Source organism: Nocardia sp. NPDC059229, assembly GCF_042754165.1.
In the GTDB taxonomy this organism is placed as follows: Bacteria; Actinomycetota; Actinomycetes; order Mycobacteriales; family Mycobacteriaceae; genus Nocardia.
The window spans coordinates 283,615-299,005 of sequence record NZ_JBHZAK010000007.1 but is presented as its reverse complement, the minus strand read 5'-3'; the positions used below and the strand labels follow the sequence as shown (position 1 = coordinate 299,005).

Sequence of the window (15,391 nt, the reverse complement as noted above, 5' to 3'; positions counted from 1 at the left end):
ACGAATGCTGAACAACGGTGCGATGATCGCGGACCGGTACCGGCTGCAGCGGCTGATCGCGACCGGCGGCATGGGTCAGGTCTGGGAAGCGCTGGACACCCGGCTGGACCGCCGGGTCGCCGTGAAGGTGCTGAAGGCGGAGTTCTCCGCCGATCCGACCTTCCGGCAGCGCTTCCGTACCGAGGCGCGGACCACCGCGCAGCTGAACCACCCGGGCATCGCGAGCATCTACGACTACGGCGAGACGCAGGACGGGTCGGGCGGTGAAATCGCCTACCTGGTGATGGAGTACGTGCAGGGTGAACCGCTCAACGCGGTGCTGTCGCGATTGAACCGGCTCTCGGTGGCGCAGGGTCTGGACATGCTCGAGCAGACCGGGCGCGCGCTCCAGGTCGCGCACCTGGCGGGCGTGGTGCACCGGGATGTGAAGCCGGGCAATATCCTCGTCACTCCGACCGGTCAGGTGAAGATCACCGACTTCGGCATCGCCAAGGCGGTGGACGCCTCCCCGGTCACCAAGACCGGCATGGTGATGGGCACCGCCCAGTACATCGCGCCGGAGCAGGCCACCGGCGAGGACGCCACCGCCGCCTCCGACGTGTACTCCCTGGGCGTGGTCGGTTACGAGGCATTCTCGGGCGCCCGGCCGTTCACCGGTGACGGCGCGCTGACCGTGGCCATGAAGCACGTGCGGGAGGCCCCGCCGCCGCTGCCCGCCGATCTGCCGCCGAATGTGCGGGAGCTCATCGAGATCACCATGGCCAAGGATCCGGGCCAGCGCTACACCAATGGCGGCGAGTTCGCCGACGCGGTGGCCGCGGTGCGCTCGGGTCGCCGGCCCACGCCGCCCGGCGGCATTCCGGCCGTGTCGTCGATGACCGGCGCCACCCGGGTGCTGCCGCCCGGACCGACCATGATCATTCCGGGCGCCCGGGCCGACCAGGCCACCAGCCGGTACGCGCCGCCGCCGCCCATGCGCGGCGTCGCCGAGCCGCCCGCCTCCGCGACCACCGTGATGCCCGGACCGCGTACCCCGGTGGGCCCGATGACCGTCACCGGCGCCGAAGACCCCGGAACCGGGCGATTCACCGCCGGCCAGAAGGCCATCGCCGGGCTCGGCGTGGGCGCGCTCATTCTGGGCGCGGCCGCCGCCATCGTGCTGATGAGCAGCGCCTCGCACGACTCCACGCCGCCCGCCCGCACCAGCGCGGTGGTGGCGCCCCCGGTGATCGCGCCGACCACCACCACGCCCCCGCCGACCACGACCACCCGGGAACGGCCGGTGCCGCCGCCCGCGGTGACCACCTACGAGCCGCCGCCGACCACCACACCCGAGCCGACGACCACGCCACCGCCCACCACGACCGCGCCGCCGACCACCACCGTGCCGAAGACCACCACCTCGGCCCGGCCGACCACCACCGGCCGCTGGCCCTGGCCGAACAACGACATACCATCATTGCCAGCGAATCCGGGCGGAGTGAGTCCCGGCGGCGGGAATCCCGGCGGGGTGACTCCCGGCGCAGTAAGTCCCGGCAGTAACCGCGGTCCTGTCTACGAGTCCGACCCCTATTCATCCACAGTCCCGCAGCAAGGATTGCCATGACGACCCCGAAGAACCTCTCCTCCCGCTACGAGCTGGGCGAGATCATCGGGTTCGGTGGCATGTCCGAGGTCCACAAGGCCCGGGATCTGCGGCTCGGCCGGGATGTGGCCATCAAGGTGCTGCGCGCCGACCTGGCCCGCGACCCCACGTTCTATCTGCGCTTCAAGCGGGAGGCGCAGAACGCGGCGGCGCTCAACCATCCGGCCATCGTGGCGGTGTACGACACCGGCGAGGCCGAGGTGGACGGCGGCCCGCTGCCCTACATCGTCATGGAGTACGTCGACGGCGACACGCTGCGCGACCTGGTGCGCGGCAAGGGCCCGCTGCCGCCCCGGCGCGCCATGGAGGTCATCGCGGATGTGTGTGCGGCGCTGGACTTCTCGCACCGCAACGGCATCGTGCACCGGGACATGAAGCCCGCCAACATCATGATCAACCGCGCCGGCGCGGTGAAGGTGATGGACTTCGGCATCGCCCGGGCCCTCGCCGACAGCTCCAACCCCATGACCCAGACGGCCGCCGTCATCGGCACCGCCCAGTACCTCTCGCCCGAGCAGGCCCGCGGCGAACAGGTGGACGCCCGCTCGGACGTGTACTCGGTGGGCTGTGTGCTCTACGAGATCCTCACCGGCGAACCGCCTTTCACCGGCGACTCGCCGGTCGCGGTGGCCTACCAGCACGTCCGGGAGGATCCGCGGCTGCCGTCGCAGGTGCATCCGGGCGTGCCGCGCGAACTCGACTCGGTCGTGCTCAAGGCCATGAGCAAGAACCCGGCCAACCGGTACCAGACCGCCGCCGAGATGCGCGCCGACCTGATCCGGGTGCTGGGCGGGCAGAAACCCACCGCGCCCATGGTGATGACCGACGAGGACCGCAGCTTCGACGACGAACTGCCACCGCCGCGCAGCTACCGCACCGTCGAACGCCGTGACGACACCACCGAGCAGGAGATCGTCGAGGCGAGCCCGCGCCGGCGCACGGCGCTGATCACCGTGCTCGCGGTGGCGGCGATCGCCGCGGTCGGCGGGCTGCTGTGGATGCTGATCGGACCCGGCTCGCATCCGGATCAGGTCGCGGTGCCGGATGTGGCCAATCAGAACTACCAACTGGCGCAACGGGATCTGGAGCGAGCCGGTTTCACGGTCGCCATCCAGCAGAAGAACGATCCCAAGGTGGCGCAGGGCAATGTGATCGCCACCCAGCCGCTGGGCGGTTCGCGGGTCGACAAGGGCAGCACCGTCACCCTGCAGGTGTCGGCCGGCCCGCAGCAGGTGCCGGTGCCGAAACTGGCCGGGCTCACCCAGCAGCAGGCCGAACAGCAGCTGAATTCCCAGGGGCTGCGGCTGAATCCGGATGTGAAGCGGGAAGCGTCCAGCACCGAGGACAAGGACAAGATCGTCGGGCAGACCCCCGACGCGGGGCAGAAGATCGACTCCGACGGGCAGGTCACCATCACCCTCGGCTCCGGCCCGGACAAGGTGCGGGTGCCCGACGTGGTCGGCCAGTCCATCGATGTCGCGCAGTCGACGCTGTCGGACACCGCCGGTTTCAAGGTGACCGTGCAGGAGGTGCCGAACAACCAGCCCAAGGGCACGGTCATCGCCACCAATCCGCCCGCGGGCACCCAGGCCGACAAGGGTTCCAGCATCACCGTGCAGGTCTCCAGCGGCGACCAGCTGACCATGCCCGACCTGCGCGGCATGACCCCGGCCCAGGCCGTGGACATGCTGCGGCAGAAGGGCTGGAACGGGCAGGTCAGCCAGAACAACATGAGCACCCTGAACGCGGGTGAGGTCGGGCGCATCCTGGCCCAGCAGCCGACCGCGGGCTCGCCGCTGGGCAAGAGCCAGACGGTGACCATCACGACCGGCGTGCTCTCGCTCGGCCCGCCGTGATGTCGATTCCACTGTGAGAACAGAGGGGGTTCGCGGACTGTCCGCGAACCCCCTTTGTTTCATGTGAAACCTTCGGCGCGCGAAACCTACAGTCGCAGATGACGGTTCATCGACATGGCCTCTTCGGCCAGATCCGGCAGCTCGATCACCTCGACGCCGTGCTCGCGCAGCTTCTCCACCCCGACGCAGTTGTCCACGAAGGTGCCGGGCTCCCGCCAGGCGATGACCACGCGCCGGATGCCGGCCCGGAGAATGCGATCCGTACAGGGCAGCCGGTCCTGGCTCGCCCGCTGCGAGCACGGTTCCAGCGTGCTGTACAGCGTGGACGACGGCAGCCGCGGATCGTCCGGCTCCAGCTTGTTCAGCGCCGACTCCTCGGCGTGCACCTTGTCGTCGGTCTCCCGCGACCACCCGTGCGCGATCTCCACCCCGTCCGCGCCCACGATCACCGCGCCCACCGCGAAGGCGGTGTCGCTGTGCGAGCACAACCGCGCCAGGCCGATGGCGTGCCGCATCCACCCGCGATCCAGCCGTGCCTCATCACCCGACATCGGAATCCTCCTTCGGCAGATAGCGCAGCAGCGCGATATCGCCGATCCGGCCCACATCGGCCAGCTGCATGCGGTGATCGGGGCCGCCCGGGAAGGCGGCGGGCCCGAGAAAGCGCGGGGCAGCCGGATCCCCGACCACGACCGGCGCCACGGCCATCCAGATCTCGTCGGCCAGACCGGCGGACAGGAAGCCGGTGTGAATGGCACCGCCGCCCTCGACCATGAGCCGCTCCAGGCCGCGTTTGCCCAGGTCATCGAGCAGGGCATCGAATTCGATCAACAAGCCGAGGGAGACGACCTCAGCCAGCCCGGCCAAACGGTCACCGATGCGGGTGGCCCCGGAATCGGTGGTGTAGACCAGTCTTTCGCCGCCGCAGTGCCAGAACCGCAGTTCCGGGTCGAGATCGCCACCGGCGGTGACGATCACGCGCACCGGATACTCCGGCTTGCCCGCGGCGACCCGATGCAGGCGCCGATCCGCACTGTTGACCAGCAGCCGGGGATTGTCGCGCCGCAGGGTTTCCGCGCCGATCAGGATGGCATCGGAGTCCGCGCGCAGCGCGTCCACCCGATCGAAATCGGCTGCGTTGGACAGCAGCAGCCGGTCGGGTCCGGTGTCGTCGATATAACCGTCGATGCTGACGGCCACCGACAGCATGACGTGTGGCCTCATGACGCGAGTGCCGCGACCTCCGCCTCCAGGGTCTGCACCAGTCCCTCCGCCGGCCGCTCGCCGCACACGCCCAGCCAGTTGGCGAGCATGCGGTGCCCGCCCTGGGTGAGCACGGATTCGGGATGGAACTGCACACCGTGGATGGGCAGATCGCGATGCCGCAGAGCCATGACGATGCCGGATTCGGTGCGGCCCAGCACCTCCAGCTCCGGCGGCATGGTCTCCTCGAGGACGGTCAGCGAGTGGTAGCGGGTGGCGATGAACGGATCCGGCAGACCGGCCAGCACGCCCGCGCCGATGTGGAAGACCTCGCTGGTCTTGCCGTGCAACAGTTCGGGGGCACGGGTCACGGTGGCGCCGAACGCTTCTCCGATGGCCTGATGACCCAGGCAGACGCCGAGCAGCGGAGTGGCGTGCCGGGCGGCGGCGTGCACCAGGGCGATGCTGGCGCCGGCGCGATCGGGGGTGCCGGGCCCGGGGCTGATCAGCACCCCGTCGTAGTCCTGCACAACCTTGTCCACGTCCGCGAGCCGATCATCGTCGTTGCGCCAGACCTCGGCATCCACACCCAGCTGTCCGAGATACTGAACCAGGTTGAACACGAAGCTGTCGTAGTTGTCGACGACCAGTACACGCATGATTCGAGAGTAGTTGGCGCGACGCGCGCCGTCGCATGCAATACCGCCGAACCGTGTCGCCACAATCGACCGGGCACTCCCCAACGACACTTTCCACAGGGTTGCCGGGATAATGTCTATGCAGACAGAACGCCGAATACGAGGACGTCATGCCTAAGTCAAAGGTCCGGAAGAAGACCGACTACACGATCAACCCGGCCAGCCGCACGCCCGTACGCGTGAAATCGGCAGGTCCGTCGCCGGTCTGGTACGTCGCCATTATGCTGGGCTTCATGCTGGCCGGCCTGGCCTGGCTGCTCGTCTACTACCTGGCGAACGAGCACATCGGCTGGATGAGCGACCTGGGCGCGTGGAACTTCCTGATCGGGTTCGGCCTGATGGTCGTCGGCCTGATCATGACCATGCGCTGGCGCTGAGTCCAGCACATGTGTGGCTTACACCATTGTTATTCATACACACCTGTGGATGAGCCTGTGGACAACTCGAGGAGGGAGTGGGGACAGTGACAGCCCCCGATCCCTCCTCCCATCTCGCCTGGTCCACACCCCCGGCCGCGCTCGCGGCCTGCGGCGTCGGCGGCATCGCGCTGGCCGTGGCCGCCTTCGTGACGAACGATGCTCCCGGCCGCCTGCTCATCGGAGTCGCCGCGCTGGGACTGCTCTTCCTCACCGGCATGGGGTTGCGGCAGCGGCCGCGCCTGGCGATCGAGCCCGGTGACCCTGTGCATATCGTGGTGCGCGGCCTGACCGGGCCGCAGCGCTACACGCCCCAGCAGATCCCGCGCATCCGCGTGGTGTACTACCGGCGACTCGGCCGGCGGATGCCCATGCTGGAGATGGATGTGGATCACCACGGCGAGGAGAAGCTGCTGATCCTGGGCCGCTGGGATCTGGGCGCGCACCCCGAGGATGTCCTCGAGGTACTGCGTATCCACCTGGCGCGCTAGAGGCTCGGCACGGCCAGCACCGTCGCCAGCACCGCGAGCAGCGCCACCATCGCCACCGCCGCCCAGCCGATGTTCAGCGCCGTGCGGGTCTCCCGAATCCCCAGCCAGCGCGGCACGTAGAGGATGCCGGTGGTGGCGACCGTGCCCGCCAGCAGTCCGCCCAGGTGCGCCCAGATCGAGATGCCGGGCACCGAGAAGGTGATGATCAGGTTGATCACCAGCAGCACCGCGATCTGGGTGAGGTTCTGCCGGGTGCGCAGCATGATCACGGCCACCGCGCCGAAGATGCCGAAGATCGCGCCCGACGCGCCCGCCGAGGCGGTGAGCGGATCCGACAGCGCGGTCACCGCCGCCGAACCGCCGAGCAGCGAGGCCAGGTAGACGGCCACGAATCGCCCACGGCCCAGCGCCACTTCGCAGTACGGGCCGAGCACGTAGAGCGCGAACATATTGGCCAGCAGGTGAATCGGCCCGTAGTGCAGGAAGCCCGAACCCAGCACCCGCACCCAGCCGCCGTCACCGACGAAGGCGGGCACCAGCACCCAGTCGTAGAACAGCCGCGACCGCTGGTTGTCCATCAGGCTGTGGGCCTGGAGCGCGGTGGCCGCGTAGACGATCACATTGATCGCGATCAGCGAGTAGGTGACGTACGGGTTGGGTATCCGCGACACCGCTGTCCCGGCGGCATTGCGGACCGGCCGGACATCGTTGCGGCCCTGCTGGACACACTCCACGCAGTGCTGTCCGACCGCGGCCGGGGTGAGGCATTCGGGACAGGCCGAGCGCCCGCACCGGGTGCAGGCCAGACCGGTGGGCCGGTCGGGGTGGCGGTAGCAGGTCGGCGCGGGCGGCTGGGGTTGCATGTGAATTCTCTTCGGCTCTGGCCTGATTCGGCCGTGTCAGGAGATGGTGATGCTGTTGATCACGACGTCGCCGTCCCGGGGACGGTCGTCGTCATCGGTCGGCAGGCCGGCGATGGCGTCGACCACCTTGCGGGATTCGGGGTCGAGGACCTCACCGAAGATGGTGTGCTTGCGGTTCAGGCCCGGCTGCGGGCCCAGGGTGATGAAGAACTGGGAGCCGTTGGTGCCCGGCCCGGCATTGGCCATGGCCAGCAGATAGCCGCGGGTGAACCGCAGTTCCGGGTGGAATTCGTCCTTGAACTCGTAACCGGGACCGCCGCGGCCGGTGCCGGTGGGGTCGCCGCCCTGAATCACGAATCCGTCGATCACGCGGTGGAAGATCGCGCCGTCGTAGAACGGTCCGGAGTCGGTGCCGGAGGCGTTCTTCGTGGTGTACCGCGCGGAACCGTCGGCCAGGCCGAGGAAGTTGCGGACCGTGGCGGGGGCGTGGTTACCGAAGAGCGAGATCTTGATGTCACCGTGGCTGGTGTGCAGCGTCGCCACAGCGGTCTGATTCGGTGAGGTCACGCCCGCCAGCCTAGGCGCAGGGCCGGAACGCGCCCGGAATCGGCACATTTTTTACTCGGAGAATGACCTGGACATGTGATTCCCTGCCCGAATCCGGGCACAAAAGTGGCGGAAAGGGCCGCGGCATGGCAAGTTCTGTCGGGTGAATGACGGGGTTCCGGTCGATCTGGTGCGCCATGTAGCGGCCTCCACCGGCCTGCCGCCCGCCGTCGCGGCCCGCGTGGTCGCCGACGTCGTCGGATACTTCGACGAGACCGCCGAGCAGTTCGTGCGCCGCAGACATGCCGAACTGCAGGGCCGTCAGGTCCGCAATGCCGAGATCTGGCAGCGCCTGGCGGCGGAGCTCGCGCAGCGCCCGGTGGCCGCCCCCGACTTCACCGAGCGACAACTGCGTCGCATCGTCTACGGGTGAGGAGTCCGTCGCGCAATGTGTGGAATCGTCGGTTACATCGGCCACCGCGAGGCCGTCCCGGTCCTGCTGGAGGGCCTGCACCGGCTCGAGTACCGGGGCTACGACTCCGCGGGACTGGCCGTGCCGCACCGCGGCCGGCTCCGGGTCACCAAGACCCAGGGCCGGGTCCAGGACCTGCGCGACCGGGCCGACGCCGAGGGCGCCCGGCTGCGCGGCAATGTGGGCATCGCGCACACCCGCTGGGCCACCCACGGCGAGCCCTCCGACGCGAACGCGCACCCGCACACCGACGGCTCCGGCCGGATCGCGGTCGTGCACAACGGCATTGTGGAGAACGCCGAGGAACTGCGCGCCGCGCTGACCGCCGACGGGGTGGAATTCCTCTCCGACACCGATACCGAGGCCATCGCGCACCTGGTGGCCGCCGCCCTGGACGGGGCCGAAACGCTCGAGGACGCGGTCCGCACCGCGCTGCACCGGGTCGAGGGCACCTACGGCCTGCTGGTGCTCGACGCCCGCCGGCCCGACGAGCTGGTGGTGGCCCGCAACGGCTCCCCCATCGTGCTCGGCGTCGGCGACGGTGAGATGTTCGTGGCCTCCGATGTGGCCGCCCTGGTGCACCACACCCAGCGCGTGGTGTTCCTCGACGACGGCGAGCTGGCCACCGTGCGCGCGGGCGAATTCCGCACCAGCACACTCGGTCTCGAGGCGCGCCGCACCGACAAGATCCCCACCACCATCGACATGGCGGCCGAGGACTACGCGCTGGGCGGGTACCCGGACTTCATGCGCAAGGAAATGGCCGAACAGCCCGACGCCGTGCGCCGGGCGCTCCGCGGCCGCCTGGACGAACGATTCGCCACCGCCCACCTGGGTGGCCTCAATATGGACGCGCGCGAGCTGCGCGGCATCAGCAAGGTGGTGTTCCTGGGCTGCGGCTCGGCCTACTACGCGGGCCAGCTGGGCGCGCAGCTGGTCGAGGAGCTGGCCCGGATTCCGGCCACCGCCGAGCCCGCCTCGGAGTTCCGCTACCGCAATCCGGTAGTGGACCCGGACGCCCTGTACGTGGCCATCAGCCAGTCCGGCGAGACCCTGGATACCCTTGCGGCCGTTCAGGAATTGCAGCGCAAGGGCGGCCGGGTGATCGGCGCGGTGAACGTGGTCGGCAGCGCCATCGCCCGGGAGTGCGGTGCGGGCGTGTTCCTGCACGCGGGCCCGGAGGTGTCGGTGGCCTCCACCAAGGCGCTCACCAATATGACGGTGTCGTTCGCCATGCTGGCGCTGCTGCTGGGCCGGGTGCGGGATCTGTCCGCGGCCGGCGGTGAGCGCATCGTCAGCGGACTGCGCGCGCTGCCCGACGCGATCGACGCGGTGCTGGCCGCCGACGAGGAGATCGCCGATATCGCGTCCCGATTCGCCAAGGCGCGCAGCATGTTCTTCATCGGCCGGGTGCGCGCCTGGCCGGTGGCGCGCGAGGGCGCGCAGAAGCTCAAGGAAATCTCCTACATTCACGCCGAGGCGTACCAGGGCTCCGAGCTCAAGCACGGCCCGCTGGCGCTGATCGATCCGGAGATGCCGAGCATCGTGCTGGTCCCCGGCGACGAGCTGCTGGCCAAGAACATCACCACCATCGAGCAGATCAAGGCGCGCGGCGGGCCGGTCATCGCGGTCACCAACACCGATCTGCCGGACGGCCTGGCGGACGCGGTGATCCGGGTCCCGGCGGTGTGCCCGGAGCTGGACGCGATCATCCTGACCATCCCGCTGCAGCTGCTGGCCTATCACACGGCCATGGCGCTGGGCCGGGACGTGGACAAGCCCCGCAATCTGGCCAAGAGCGTTACCGTCGAGTAACCGCGTTCGCTCCCCCGTTCGTGCACGAATTCCATTGCTGTGCCAGCATGGTCGGATGGAGCTGGGGAGCGTTCGTAACAAGGTCATTGTGGCCGCCCTCGTCGCGATTGCGGGCGGCGTCATCGCGTTCTTCGTGAGCAAGCGCCCGCAGCCGCAGGCGCCGGCCGCGGAGCCGCCGCGCCTGGGCTACTCGCGCAACGGCTCGGCGCCGACTCCGGACCTGACTCCGACCCACTGACGGGTCGGCGGCATCGGCCGACGGGTCAGCGGCTCACCGACCGTTTGTACTGATTCAGCGCCAGCGGCACGAAGATCGCGAGAATCACCACGACCCACATCAGGGTGGTCGCGACCGGGTGCCGCATGGGCCAGACATCCGCGCTCAGCCCCATCGGGCTGGTGTTGCCGAACAGGTCGCGGGTCGCCTGCGTCACCGCCGACACCGGATTCCACTCCGCCACAACACGAAGCACCGTGGGCAGGTTGGCGGTGGGCACGAAGGTGTTGGCAATGAAGGTGAGCGGGAAGATCACCATGAAGTTGGCATTGTTGTACACCTCCGGAGCCCGCACGATCAGGCCGATCGTGGCCAGGATCCACGACATCGCGTAGGCGAACAACAGCAGCAGGACATACGCGAGCACGGCGTCGAGGAACGAACCGCGGATCCGCCATCCCACCACCAGGCCGGTCAGCGACATGACGATCAGGCTGACCACATTCATCACCATGTCCGCCACGGTGCGGCCGATCAGCACCGCGGACGGCGCCATGGGCAGCGAGCGGAAGCGGTCGATGATGCCCTTCTGCATGTCCTCGGCCAGGCTCAGACCGGTATAGGTGGCCCCGAACACCACGGTCTGGGCGAAGATGCCGGCGATCAGGAATTCCCGGTAGGACGTGCCCTGCACGGTGATCGCCGAGCCGAAGACGTAGGCGAACAACAGCACGAACATGATCGGCGCCAAGGTCGAGAAGACCAGCACGTCCGGCACGCGCCGAATCTTGATGACATTGCGCTTGGTGATGGTCAGGCTGTCGCTGACGACCATGGCGAGTCGCTGTGCGAGCGAGGGCTTCCCGGCGACGGCGAGGATGGCGCTCATCGGGCACCACCCCCCGTGTTCTCGTCGGCGGAACGTTTTCCGTTGACCAGCTCCTCGGCCTGGTGCCCGGTCAGCGACAGGAACACGTCATCCAGCGAGGGTCGGCGCAGACCCACATCATGAATGCGCACTTCATGTTTCGTGAGTTGCCCGATGGCGTCCACCAGGGCCTGCGAGCCGTCCTCGACCGGCACGATGATGCGTCGCAGGCCGGGTTCGAGGCGAATCTCCCCGTGCGCCAAGCCTTCCAGCGCCTGCTGTGCGATGGCCAGATTGTCGGCATGGTCGACGACGAGCTCGATGCGGTCGCCGCCCACCTTGGCCTTGAGTTCGTCGGAGGTGCCCTTGGCGATGACCCGGCCGTGGTCGATGACGGCGATGGAATCGGCCAGCCGGTCGGCCTCCTCCAGGTGCTGGGTGGTCAGCAGCAGCGTGGTGCCGCCCGCCACCAGCTCCTCGATGACATCCCAGAGATCCAGGCGCGCACGGGGATCCAGGCCGGTGGTGGGTTCGTCCAGGAACAGCACCGGCGGATTCGCCACCAGCGCGCCGGCCAGGTCGAGCCGCCGCCGCATGCCGCCGGAGTAGCCCTTCACCGGCCGGTCGGCCGCGTCGGCGAGCCGGAAGCGGTCCAGCAGCTCGCGGGCGCGCTCCTTACTGCGCTGCACGCCCATGTGGTACAGCCGCCCCACCATCTCCAGATTCTCGAAGCCGGTGAGGTATTCGTCGACGGCCGCGTACTGGCCGGAGGTGCCGATACGGGAGCGCAGCAGCTGCGGATCCTTCAGCACGTCCACCCCGGCGACGGTGGCGTGGCCCGCGTCCGGGATCAGCAGGGTGGTGAGCACGCGCACGGTGGTGGTCTTGCCCGCGCCGTTGGGGCCGAGCAAGGCGGTCACGGTGCCTTCGGGAACGGACAGGTCCAGGCCGTCGAGGGCGACCAGATGGCCGTACCTCTTGACCAGACCCTCGGCGACTATCGCGTCGGGCATGATTCTCCTGGTGTCTCGTGGTGGGACTGCCGCAACGACTCTTGACTGCCATTACACCAAAGAGGCCGCATCCCGTTGGGGGTCCGGCGGTGCTCGGGGTTGCCGGTACGGGATGCGACCGATTCGATGATCCGCCCGCACACCGGCCACGATCGCGAGTAGTGCACTACTCGAATCGATTTCGGCGAAGAGCGCATTTCGGTCACGCCGCCATGGTCTCACCCGGGTACGACACTTTTTCCGCGAAAAAAAACTTGGAACGCGGGCCCCCGATAGCCACACAATCCGAATTCGTCGCGTAGGATCGTTCCCGTCGGCCCCTCCCCCCCGGGCCGACCTTACGCGGGCCTCGGCTAACTCCCCCCCTTCGCCGAGGCCCGCCCCTATTCCCGGAGTAGGTTCGCGCGGCGGCGGAATCACCGTCCGGCAGCGGAATCGCTCAGACCAATGGCCGAATCTCATTGCGGCGCAGCACATGCCCGTACAACCGGTTGATGCCCTTCACCCGCACCGTGGCCAGATGCCGCAGCATGAATTCCGGGTCGGTCTCGATCGCCGCCGCCGCGCCGTCGTCGACCAGCACCGTGCCCGGCCGGGCCACACCGGTGAGCCGCGCGGCGGTATTCACCACCGAGCCGTAGAGGTCGCCGAAGCGTTGCAGGACCTCGCCGTAGGCCAGCCCCACCCGCAGTTCCTGGGTGACGCCGTGCGAGGCAATGGCGGCCTCCTGCACGGCCAGCGCGATGCGCGCGCCCTCGGCGGCGGTGTTCGCCGCGAACATGACTTCGTCACCGACGTTCTTGATCACCCAGCCACCGTTGGCCACGATCGCATTGCTGGTGGCCGTCTCGAAGGCCTCCAGCAGCGCCGACAGCTCATCGGCCTCCAGGTGCCGGGTCAGGCGGGTGTAACCGACCATGTCGGCGAATCCGACGGCCAGTTCGCGCAGCGTGTCCCCGGCCACCGCTCCCCCGTCCAGCGACCGCGCCAGCGCGGCGTCCAGGTGCCGGCGGAAGGCATAGCGCTGCAATGTCTCGAACTCGGTGACCACCTCGTCGGTGGCGATGCGCGCGGCCTCCGTCGGATCGATGTCCGGCCGCTCGCGGGTGATGGCGGCGAGGCGATCCAGGATCTCCTCGGTCACCAGATCGACCTGCCACTCGGCCAGCCGGGCCATGGACCGGCCCAGCGTGCGCGCCGCGGTGGTCTGCCGGTGCACGTCCGCGGAGGCCAGCACGTGCAGTTTGGCGAAGGTCCGGGCGGCCTCGACATCGGAGTCGCCGTACTCCACGGCCTCGTCGTCCGGGTCGGCCGGGAAACCGAGCGCCACCCACAGCCGCCGGGTGACGCTGTTGGGCAGCCCGGTCAGGTCCGACACCTGGTGCCGGTTGTACTTGCGCGGCCCGCTGAGCAGATAGGGCTCCACCACGGACTGCACCAGTTCGGACATCTCAGTGGGCGCCATACTTCGACCTTACGGCGTGAATCGACCGGAAAACCCAGGCTTGTTTCGTGTCACAGCCCCGAACCTCCCGATCGGTTCCACCGCCCCGCCACCGCGTGAAACCGCGGCTGCCCGGACCGAACGGCGCGGGCAGGACCACCACTGTGCGGATCCTGTCCGACGGTGGCCAGCGTGCGATGTGCGGGGAGCCGCCGCCAGATCGCCTGCGCGGGTGTGTCTTTCGGTGGCCGGCTTGGGAAACCAGCGAACGGTGTGCCGATTTCGTCATCAGGTTGACGAAATCAGCACACCGTCAGCGGTTTTCAGCGAGTGGTGACCTCGTGCCAGAGGTCGGCGTCATTGCGCTGACGCAGCTTGCTGATTCCGAAGACAACGGCGGCGATCACAACGAGGGTGAGGACGAATTTCATGTCTCCCACCCTACGTGGCGGAGTCTTGACGAACAAACATAGGACTCCTATGGTTCTCGGCATGACGATCCCAGCCCCCGCCGGATACACCTACGACAGCCCGAATCTCACGTCCTCCCCGATCTCGCCGGACGAGCTCGCCGAACTCCAGCGATCGCTGCTGTGGAGCGCCGAGGATGCCGCGGCCCTGCGGCGCGCCGGGGAGATCCTGGTGCCGCAGACCGATCGAATCCTCGACGTCTGGTACGGATTCGTCGGCGCGAACAGCCATCTGGTCGCCACCTTCGCCGGCGCCGACGGGCAACCCGATCCGGCCTACCTGGCCGCCGTGCGAGCCCGGTTCGGGCAGTGGATCGCCGATGTGTGCACCCGCGAGTACGACGCGAACTGGCTGGCCTACCAAGAGGAGATCGCGCGCCGCCACCACACCTCCGGCAAGAACCGCACCGATGGGGTGGACTCGCCCGCCACCCACATCCCCCTGCGGCATCTGCTCGCGCTCATCGTGCCGATCACCGTGACGGTCCGCGACTTCCTGGGCGCGACCGGCGCACCCGCCGCCGAGGTCGATGTCATGTATCACGCCTGGTTCAAGGCGATCACCCTGTCGGCGGTGCTGTGGGCCAGGCCGTACAGTCCTGACCTGTGGTGAATGCGGGAGACGACAACGAGGTCGCGGACAAGGTGGTCGCGGCACTGGACCGGATCGCCCGCGGCGTCCGCACCCACCGTCAGGCCATCGCCTCCCGCACCGGCCTGACGCCCCTGCAACTCGAACTACTGCGCACCCTCGCCGACGGCCCGCCGCCGGAACCCCTCACCGGGCTGCTGGCCGCCGAACTCGGGGTCAGCCAGCCCACCGTGTCGGATTCGCTGCTGGCGCTGGAACGCAAGGGTCACGTGGCCCGGCAGCCCGCCCCGGGCGATCGCCGGCGCAGCGCCATCGTCCTCACCCCCGACGGCGCCGAACTGGCCGCCGAGATCCGCGCCGCGGACGACGTGTTGCGCGCCTGCGTCGCGGATCTGCCCGGCGCACAACAGGATCAGGCCCTCCGCACCCTGCTCGACCTGATCGCCGGGCTGCTCCGGGCCGGAGTGGTGCAGGTGGCCCGCACCTGCACCACCTGCCACTTCTACCGCCCGGGCGATGCGGGCACGCCCCGCTGCGACCTGCTCCAGCAGCCGCTCCCCCCGCGTGACCTCCGCGTCAACTGCCCCGAGCATCAACCGGCGGGCGACTGAGCACGGGGTTTGACCTGGGCCAACTCCGACATGTACCTTCGTGCAGGTCTGGGGCCTTAGCTCAATTGGCAGAGCACTGCCTTTGCAAGGCAGGGGTTAGGGGTTCGATTCCCCTAGGCTCCACAAAAGAAAGCCGCAGGTTGCCTCGCAACCTGCGGCTTTTTCGTATTC

General features: G+C 68.8%; 18 protein-coding genes and 1 tRNA gene. 10 read left to right on the top strand and 9 right to left on the bottom strand.

Features of this window, described 5'->3' with window-relative positions:
* Positions 1–4: 4 nt before the first annotated feature.
* Both ACFXHE_RS18885 and pknB read left to right on the top strand, forming a co-directional pair.
* Positions 5–1,606: a protein kinase gene (locus tag ACFXHE_RS18885; protein WP_379384606.1), complete on the top strand. Its 1,602-nt coding sequence runs from the start codon at positions 5–7 to the stop codon at positions 1,604–1,606.
* Positions 1,603–3,501: a Stk1 family PASTA domain-containing Ser/Thr kinase gene (gene pknB / locus ACFXHE_RS18880; protein WP_379384604.1), complete on the top strand. Its 1,899-nt coding sequence runs from the start codon at positions 1,603–1,605 to the stop codon at positions 3,499–3,501. Before ACFXHE_RS18885 ends, pknB begins: the two co-directional genes overlap by 4 nt.
* Positions 3,502–3,587: 86 nt before the next feature.
* Here the strand turns inward: pknB and ACFXHE_RS18875 are convergent, their stop codons facing one another.
* From ACFXHE_RS18875 to ACFXHE_RS18865, 3 genes are read right to left on the bottom strand one after another with little or no spacing between them, the layout of a single operon-like run.
* Positions 3,588–4,052, bottom strand: a complete 465-nt coding sequence (locus ACFXHE_RS18875) for a dCMP deaminase (protein WP_379384603.1) — start codon at positions 4,050–4,052, stop codon at positions 3,588–3,590.
* Positions 4,042–4,725: a RibD family protein gene (locus tag ACFXHE_RS18870; protein WP_379384601.1), complete on the bottom strand. Its 684-nt coding sequence runs from the start codon at positions 4,723–4,725 to the stop codon at positions 4,042–4,044. The genes ACFXHE_RS18875 and ACFXHE_RS18870 overlap by 11 nt, the downstream gene beginning before the upstream one ends.
* On the bottom strand, positions 4,722–5,363 hold the full coding sequence (locus ACFXHE_RS18865; protein WP_354847397.1) for an aminodeoxychorismate/anthranilate synthase component II: 642 nt from the start codon (positions 5,361–5,363) through the stop codon (positions 4,722–4,724). The genes ACFXHE_RS18870 and ACFXHE_RS18865 overlap by 4 nt, the downstream gene beginning before the upstream one ends.
* Positions 5,364–5,512: 149 nt before the next feature.
* Between ACFXHE_RS18865 and crgA the strand changes: the two genes are divergently transcribed.
* Both crgA and ACFXHE_RS18855 read left to right on the top strand, forming a co-directional pair.
* Positions 5,513–5,779: a cell division protein CrgA gene (gene crgA / locus ACFXHE_RS18860; protein ID WP_040862582.1), complete on the top strand. Its 267-nt coding sequence runs from the start codon at positions 5,513–5,515 to the stop codon at positions 5,777–5,779.
* Between the two features lie 86 nt (positions 5,780–5,865).
* A complete protein-coding gene (locus tag ACFXHE_RS18855; protein ID WP_379384599.1) occupies positions 5,866–6,309 on the top strand; it encodes a PH domain-containing protein in 444 nt (147 codons plus the stop codon).
* On the opposite strand, the gene ACFXHE_RS18850 is transcribed toward ACFXHE_RS18855, so the two are convergent.
* Both ACFXHE_RS18850 and ACFXHE_RS18845 read right to left on the bottom strand, forming a co-directional pair.
* A complete protein-coding gene (locus ACFXHE_RS18850; RefSeq protein ID WP_379384597.1) occupies positions 6,306–7,172 on the bottom strand; it encodes a rhomboid family intramembrane serine protease in 867 nt (288 codons plus the stop codon). The genes ACFXHE_RS18855 and ACFXHE_RS18850 overlap by 4 nt on opposite strands.
* Before the next feature lie 36 nt (positions 7,173–7,208).
* Positions 7,209–7,787 carry a peptidylprolyl isomerase gene (locus ACFXHE_RS18845; RefSeq protein ID WP_379384595.1) on the bottom strand — a complete coding sequence of 193 codons (579 nt, stop codon included), beginning with the start codon at positions 7,785–7,787 and terminating at the stop codon, positions 7,209–7,211.
* A 94-nt stretch (positions 7,788–7,881) separates the two neighbouring features.
* On the opposite strand from ACFXHE_RS18845, the gene ACFXHE_RS18840 reads away from it, so the two are divergent.
* From ACFXHE_RS18840 to ACFXHE_RS18830, 3 genes are read left to right on the top strand one after another with little or no spacing between them, the layout of a single operon-like run.
* Positions 7,882–8,151, top strand: coding sequence for a hypothetical protein (locus ACFXHE_RS18840; protein ID WP_354847388.1), 270 nt, complete (start codon positions 7,882–7,884; stop codon positions 8,149–8,151).
* 15 nt (positions 8,152–8,166) lie between these two features.
* Complete coding sequence (glmS, locus tag ACFXHE_RS18835) at positions 8,167–10,005, top strand: glutamine--fructose-6-phosphate transaminase (isomerizing) (RefSeq protein WP_379384593.1); 1,839 nt, start codon at positions 8,167–8,169, stop codon at positions 10,003–10,005.
* A gap of 55 nt (positions 10,006–10,060) precedes the next feature.
* Complete coding sequence (locus ACFXHE_RS18830) at positions 10,061–10,243, top strand: hypothetical protein (RefSeq protein WP_354847382.1); 183 nt, start codon at positions 10,061–10,063, stop codon at positions 10,241–10,243.
* 25 nt (positions 10,244–10,268) lie between these two features.
* On the opposite strand, the gene ACFXHE_RS18825 is transcribed toward ACFXHE_RS18830, so the two are convergent.
* From ACFXHE_RS18825 to ACFXHE_RS18810, 4 genes are all read right to left on the bottom strand, one after another.
* A complete protein-coding gene (locus ACFXHE_RS18825; protein WP_379384591.1) occupies positions 10,269–11,111 on the bottom strand; it encodes an ABC transporter permease in 843 nt (280 codons plus the stop codon).
* Positions 11,108–12,103: an ATP-binding cassette domain-containing protein gene (locus tag ACFXHE_RS18820; RefSeq protein ID WP_379384589.1), complete on the bottom strand. Its 996-nt coding sequence runs from the start codon at positions 12,101–12,103 to the stop codon at positions 11,108–11,110. Before ACFXHE_RS18820 ends, ACFXHE_RS18825 begins: the two co-directional genes overlap by 4 nt.
* Before the next feature lie 439 nt (positions 12,104–12,542).
* A complete protein-coding gene (locus ACFXHE_RS18815) occupies positions 12,543–13,568 on the bottom strand; it encodes an adenylate/guanylate cyclase domain-containing protein (protein ID WP_379384587.1) in 1,026 nt (341 codons plus the stop codon).
* A gap of 302 nt (positions 13,569–13,870) precedes the next feature.
* Positions 13,871–13,978, bottom strand: a complete 108-nt coding sequence (locus ACFXHE_RS18810; RefSeq protein WP_354848972.1) for a DLW-39 family protein — start codon at positions 13,976–13,978, stop codon at positions 13,871–13,873.
* A gap of 61 nt (positions 13,979–14,039) precedes the next feature.
* Here ACFXHE_RS18810 and ACFXHE_RS18805 point away from each other — a divergent pair, with 61 nt between their 5' ends.
* From ACFXHE_RS18805 to ACFXHE_RS18795, 3 genes are all read left to right on the top strand, one after another.
* Positions 14,040–14,630, top strand: coding sequence for a protoglobin domain-containing protein (locus ACFXHE_RS18805; RefSeq protein WP_379384585.1), 591 nt, complete (start codon positions 14,040–14,042; stop codon positions 14,628–14,630).
* Positions 14,624–15,220: a MarR family winged helix-turn-helix transcriptional regulator gene (locus ACFXHE_RS18800; RefSeq protein ID WP_379384583.1), complete on the top strand. Its 597-nt coding sequence runs from the start codon at positions 14,624–14,626 to the stop codon at positions 15,218–15,220. Before ACFXHE_RS18805 ends, ACFXHE_RS18800 begins: the two co-directional genes overlap by 7 nt.
* A gap of 50 nt (positions 15,221–15,270) precedes the next feature.
* Positions 15,271–15,343 (top strand) — tRNA-Ala (locus ACFXHE_RS18795).
* Positions 15,344–15,391: the final 48 nt, after the last annotated feature.

What these genes read in the sequence shown, in the direction of transcription:
- ACFXHE_RS18870 (WP_379384601.1), bottom strand. Translation starts at nt 4,725, where the DNA reads ATGAGGCCACACGTCATGCTGTCGGTGGCCGTCAGCATCGACGGTTAT.
- ACFXHE_RS18865 (WP_354847397.1), bottom strand. Translation starts at nt 5,363, where the DNA reads ATGCGTGTACTGGTCGTCGACAACTACGACAGCTTCGTGTTCAACCTG.
- ACFXHE_RS18850 (WP_379384597.1), bottom strand. Translation starts at nt 7,172, where the DNA reads ATGCAACCCCAGCCGCCCGCGCCGACCTGCTACCGCCACCCCGACCGG.
- pknB (WP_379384604.1), top strand. Translation starts at nt 1,603, where the DNA reads ATGACGACCCCGAAGAACCTCTCCTCCCGCTACGAGCTGGGCGAGATC.
- ACFXHE_RS18845 (WP_379384595.1), bottom strand. Translation starts at nt 7,787, where the DNA reads ATGTGCCGATTCCGGGCGCGTTCCGGCCCTGCGCCTAGGCTGGCGGGC.
- ACFXHE_RS18825 (WP_379384591.1), bottom strand. Translation starts at nt 11,111, where the DNA reads ATGAGCGCCATCCTCGCCGTCGCCGGGAAGCCCTCGCTCGCACAGCGA.
- crgA (WP_040862582.1), top strand. Translation starts at nt 5,513, where the DNA reads ATGCCTAAGTCAAAGGTCCGGAAGAAGACCGACTACACGATCAACCCG.
- ACFXHE_RS18805 (WP_379384585.1), top strand. Translation starts at nt 14,040, where the DNA reads ATGACGATCCCAGCCCCCGCCGGATACACCTACGACAGCCCGAATCTC.
- ACFXHE_RS18830 (WP_354847382.1), top strand. Translation starts at nt 10,061, where the DNA reads ATGGAGCTGGGGAGCGTTCGTAACAAGGTCATTGTGGCCGCCCTCGTC.
- ACFXHE_RS18820 (WP_379384589.1), bottom strand. Translation starts at nt 12,103, where the DNA reads ATGCCCGACGCGATAGTCGCCGAGGGTCTGGTCAAGAGGTACGGCCAT.
- glmS (WP_379384593.1), top strand. Translation starts at nt 8,167, where the DNA reads ATGTGTGGAATCGTCGGTTACATCGGCCACCGCGAGGCCGTCCCGGTC.
- ACFXHE_RS18885 (WP_379384606.1), top strand. Translation starts at nt 5, where the DNA reads ATGCTGAACAACGGTGCGATGATCGCGGACCGGTACCGGCTGCAGCGG.
- ACFXHE_RS18875 (WP_379384603.1), bottom strand. Translation starts at nt 4,052, where the DNA reads ATGTCGGGTGATGAGGCACGGCTGGATCGCGGGTGGATGCGGCACGCC.
- ACFXHE_RS18810 (WP_354848972.1), bottom strand. Translation starts at nt 13,978, where the DNA reads ATGAAATTCGTCCTCACCCTCGTTGTGATCGCCGCCGTTGTCTTCGGA.
- ACFXHE_RS18815 (WP_379384587.1), bottom strand. Translation starts at nt 13,568, where the DNA reads ATGGCGCCCACTGAGATGTCCGAACTGGTGCAGTCCGTGGTGGAGCCC.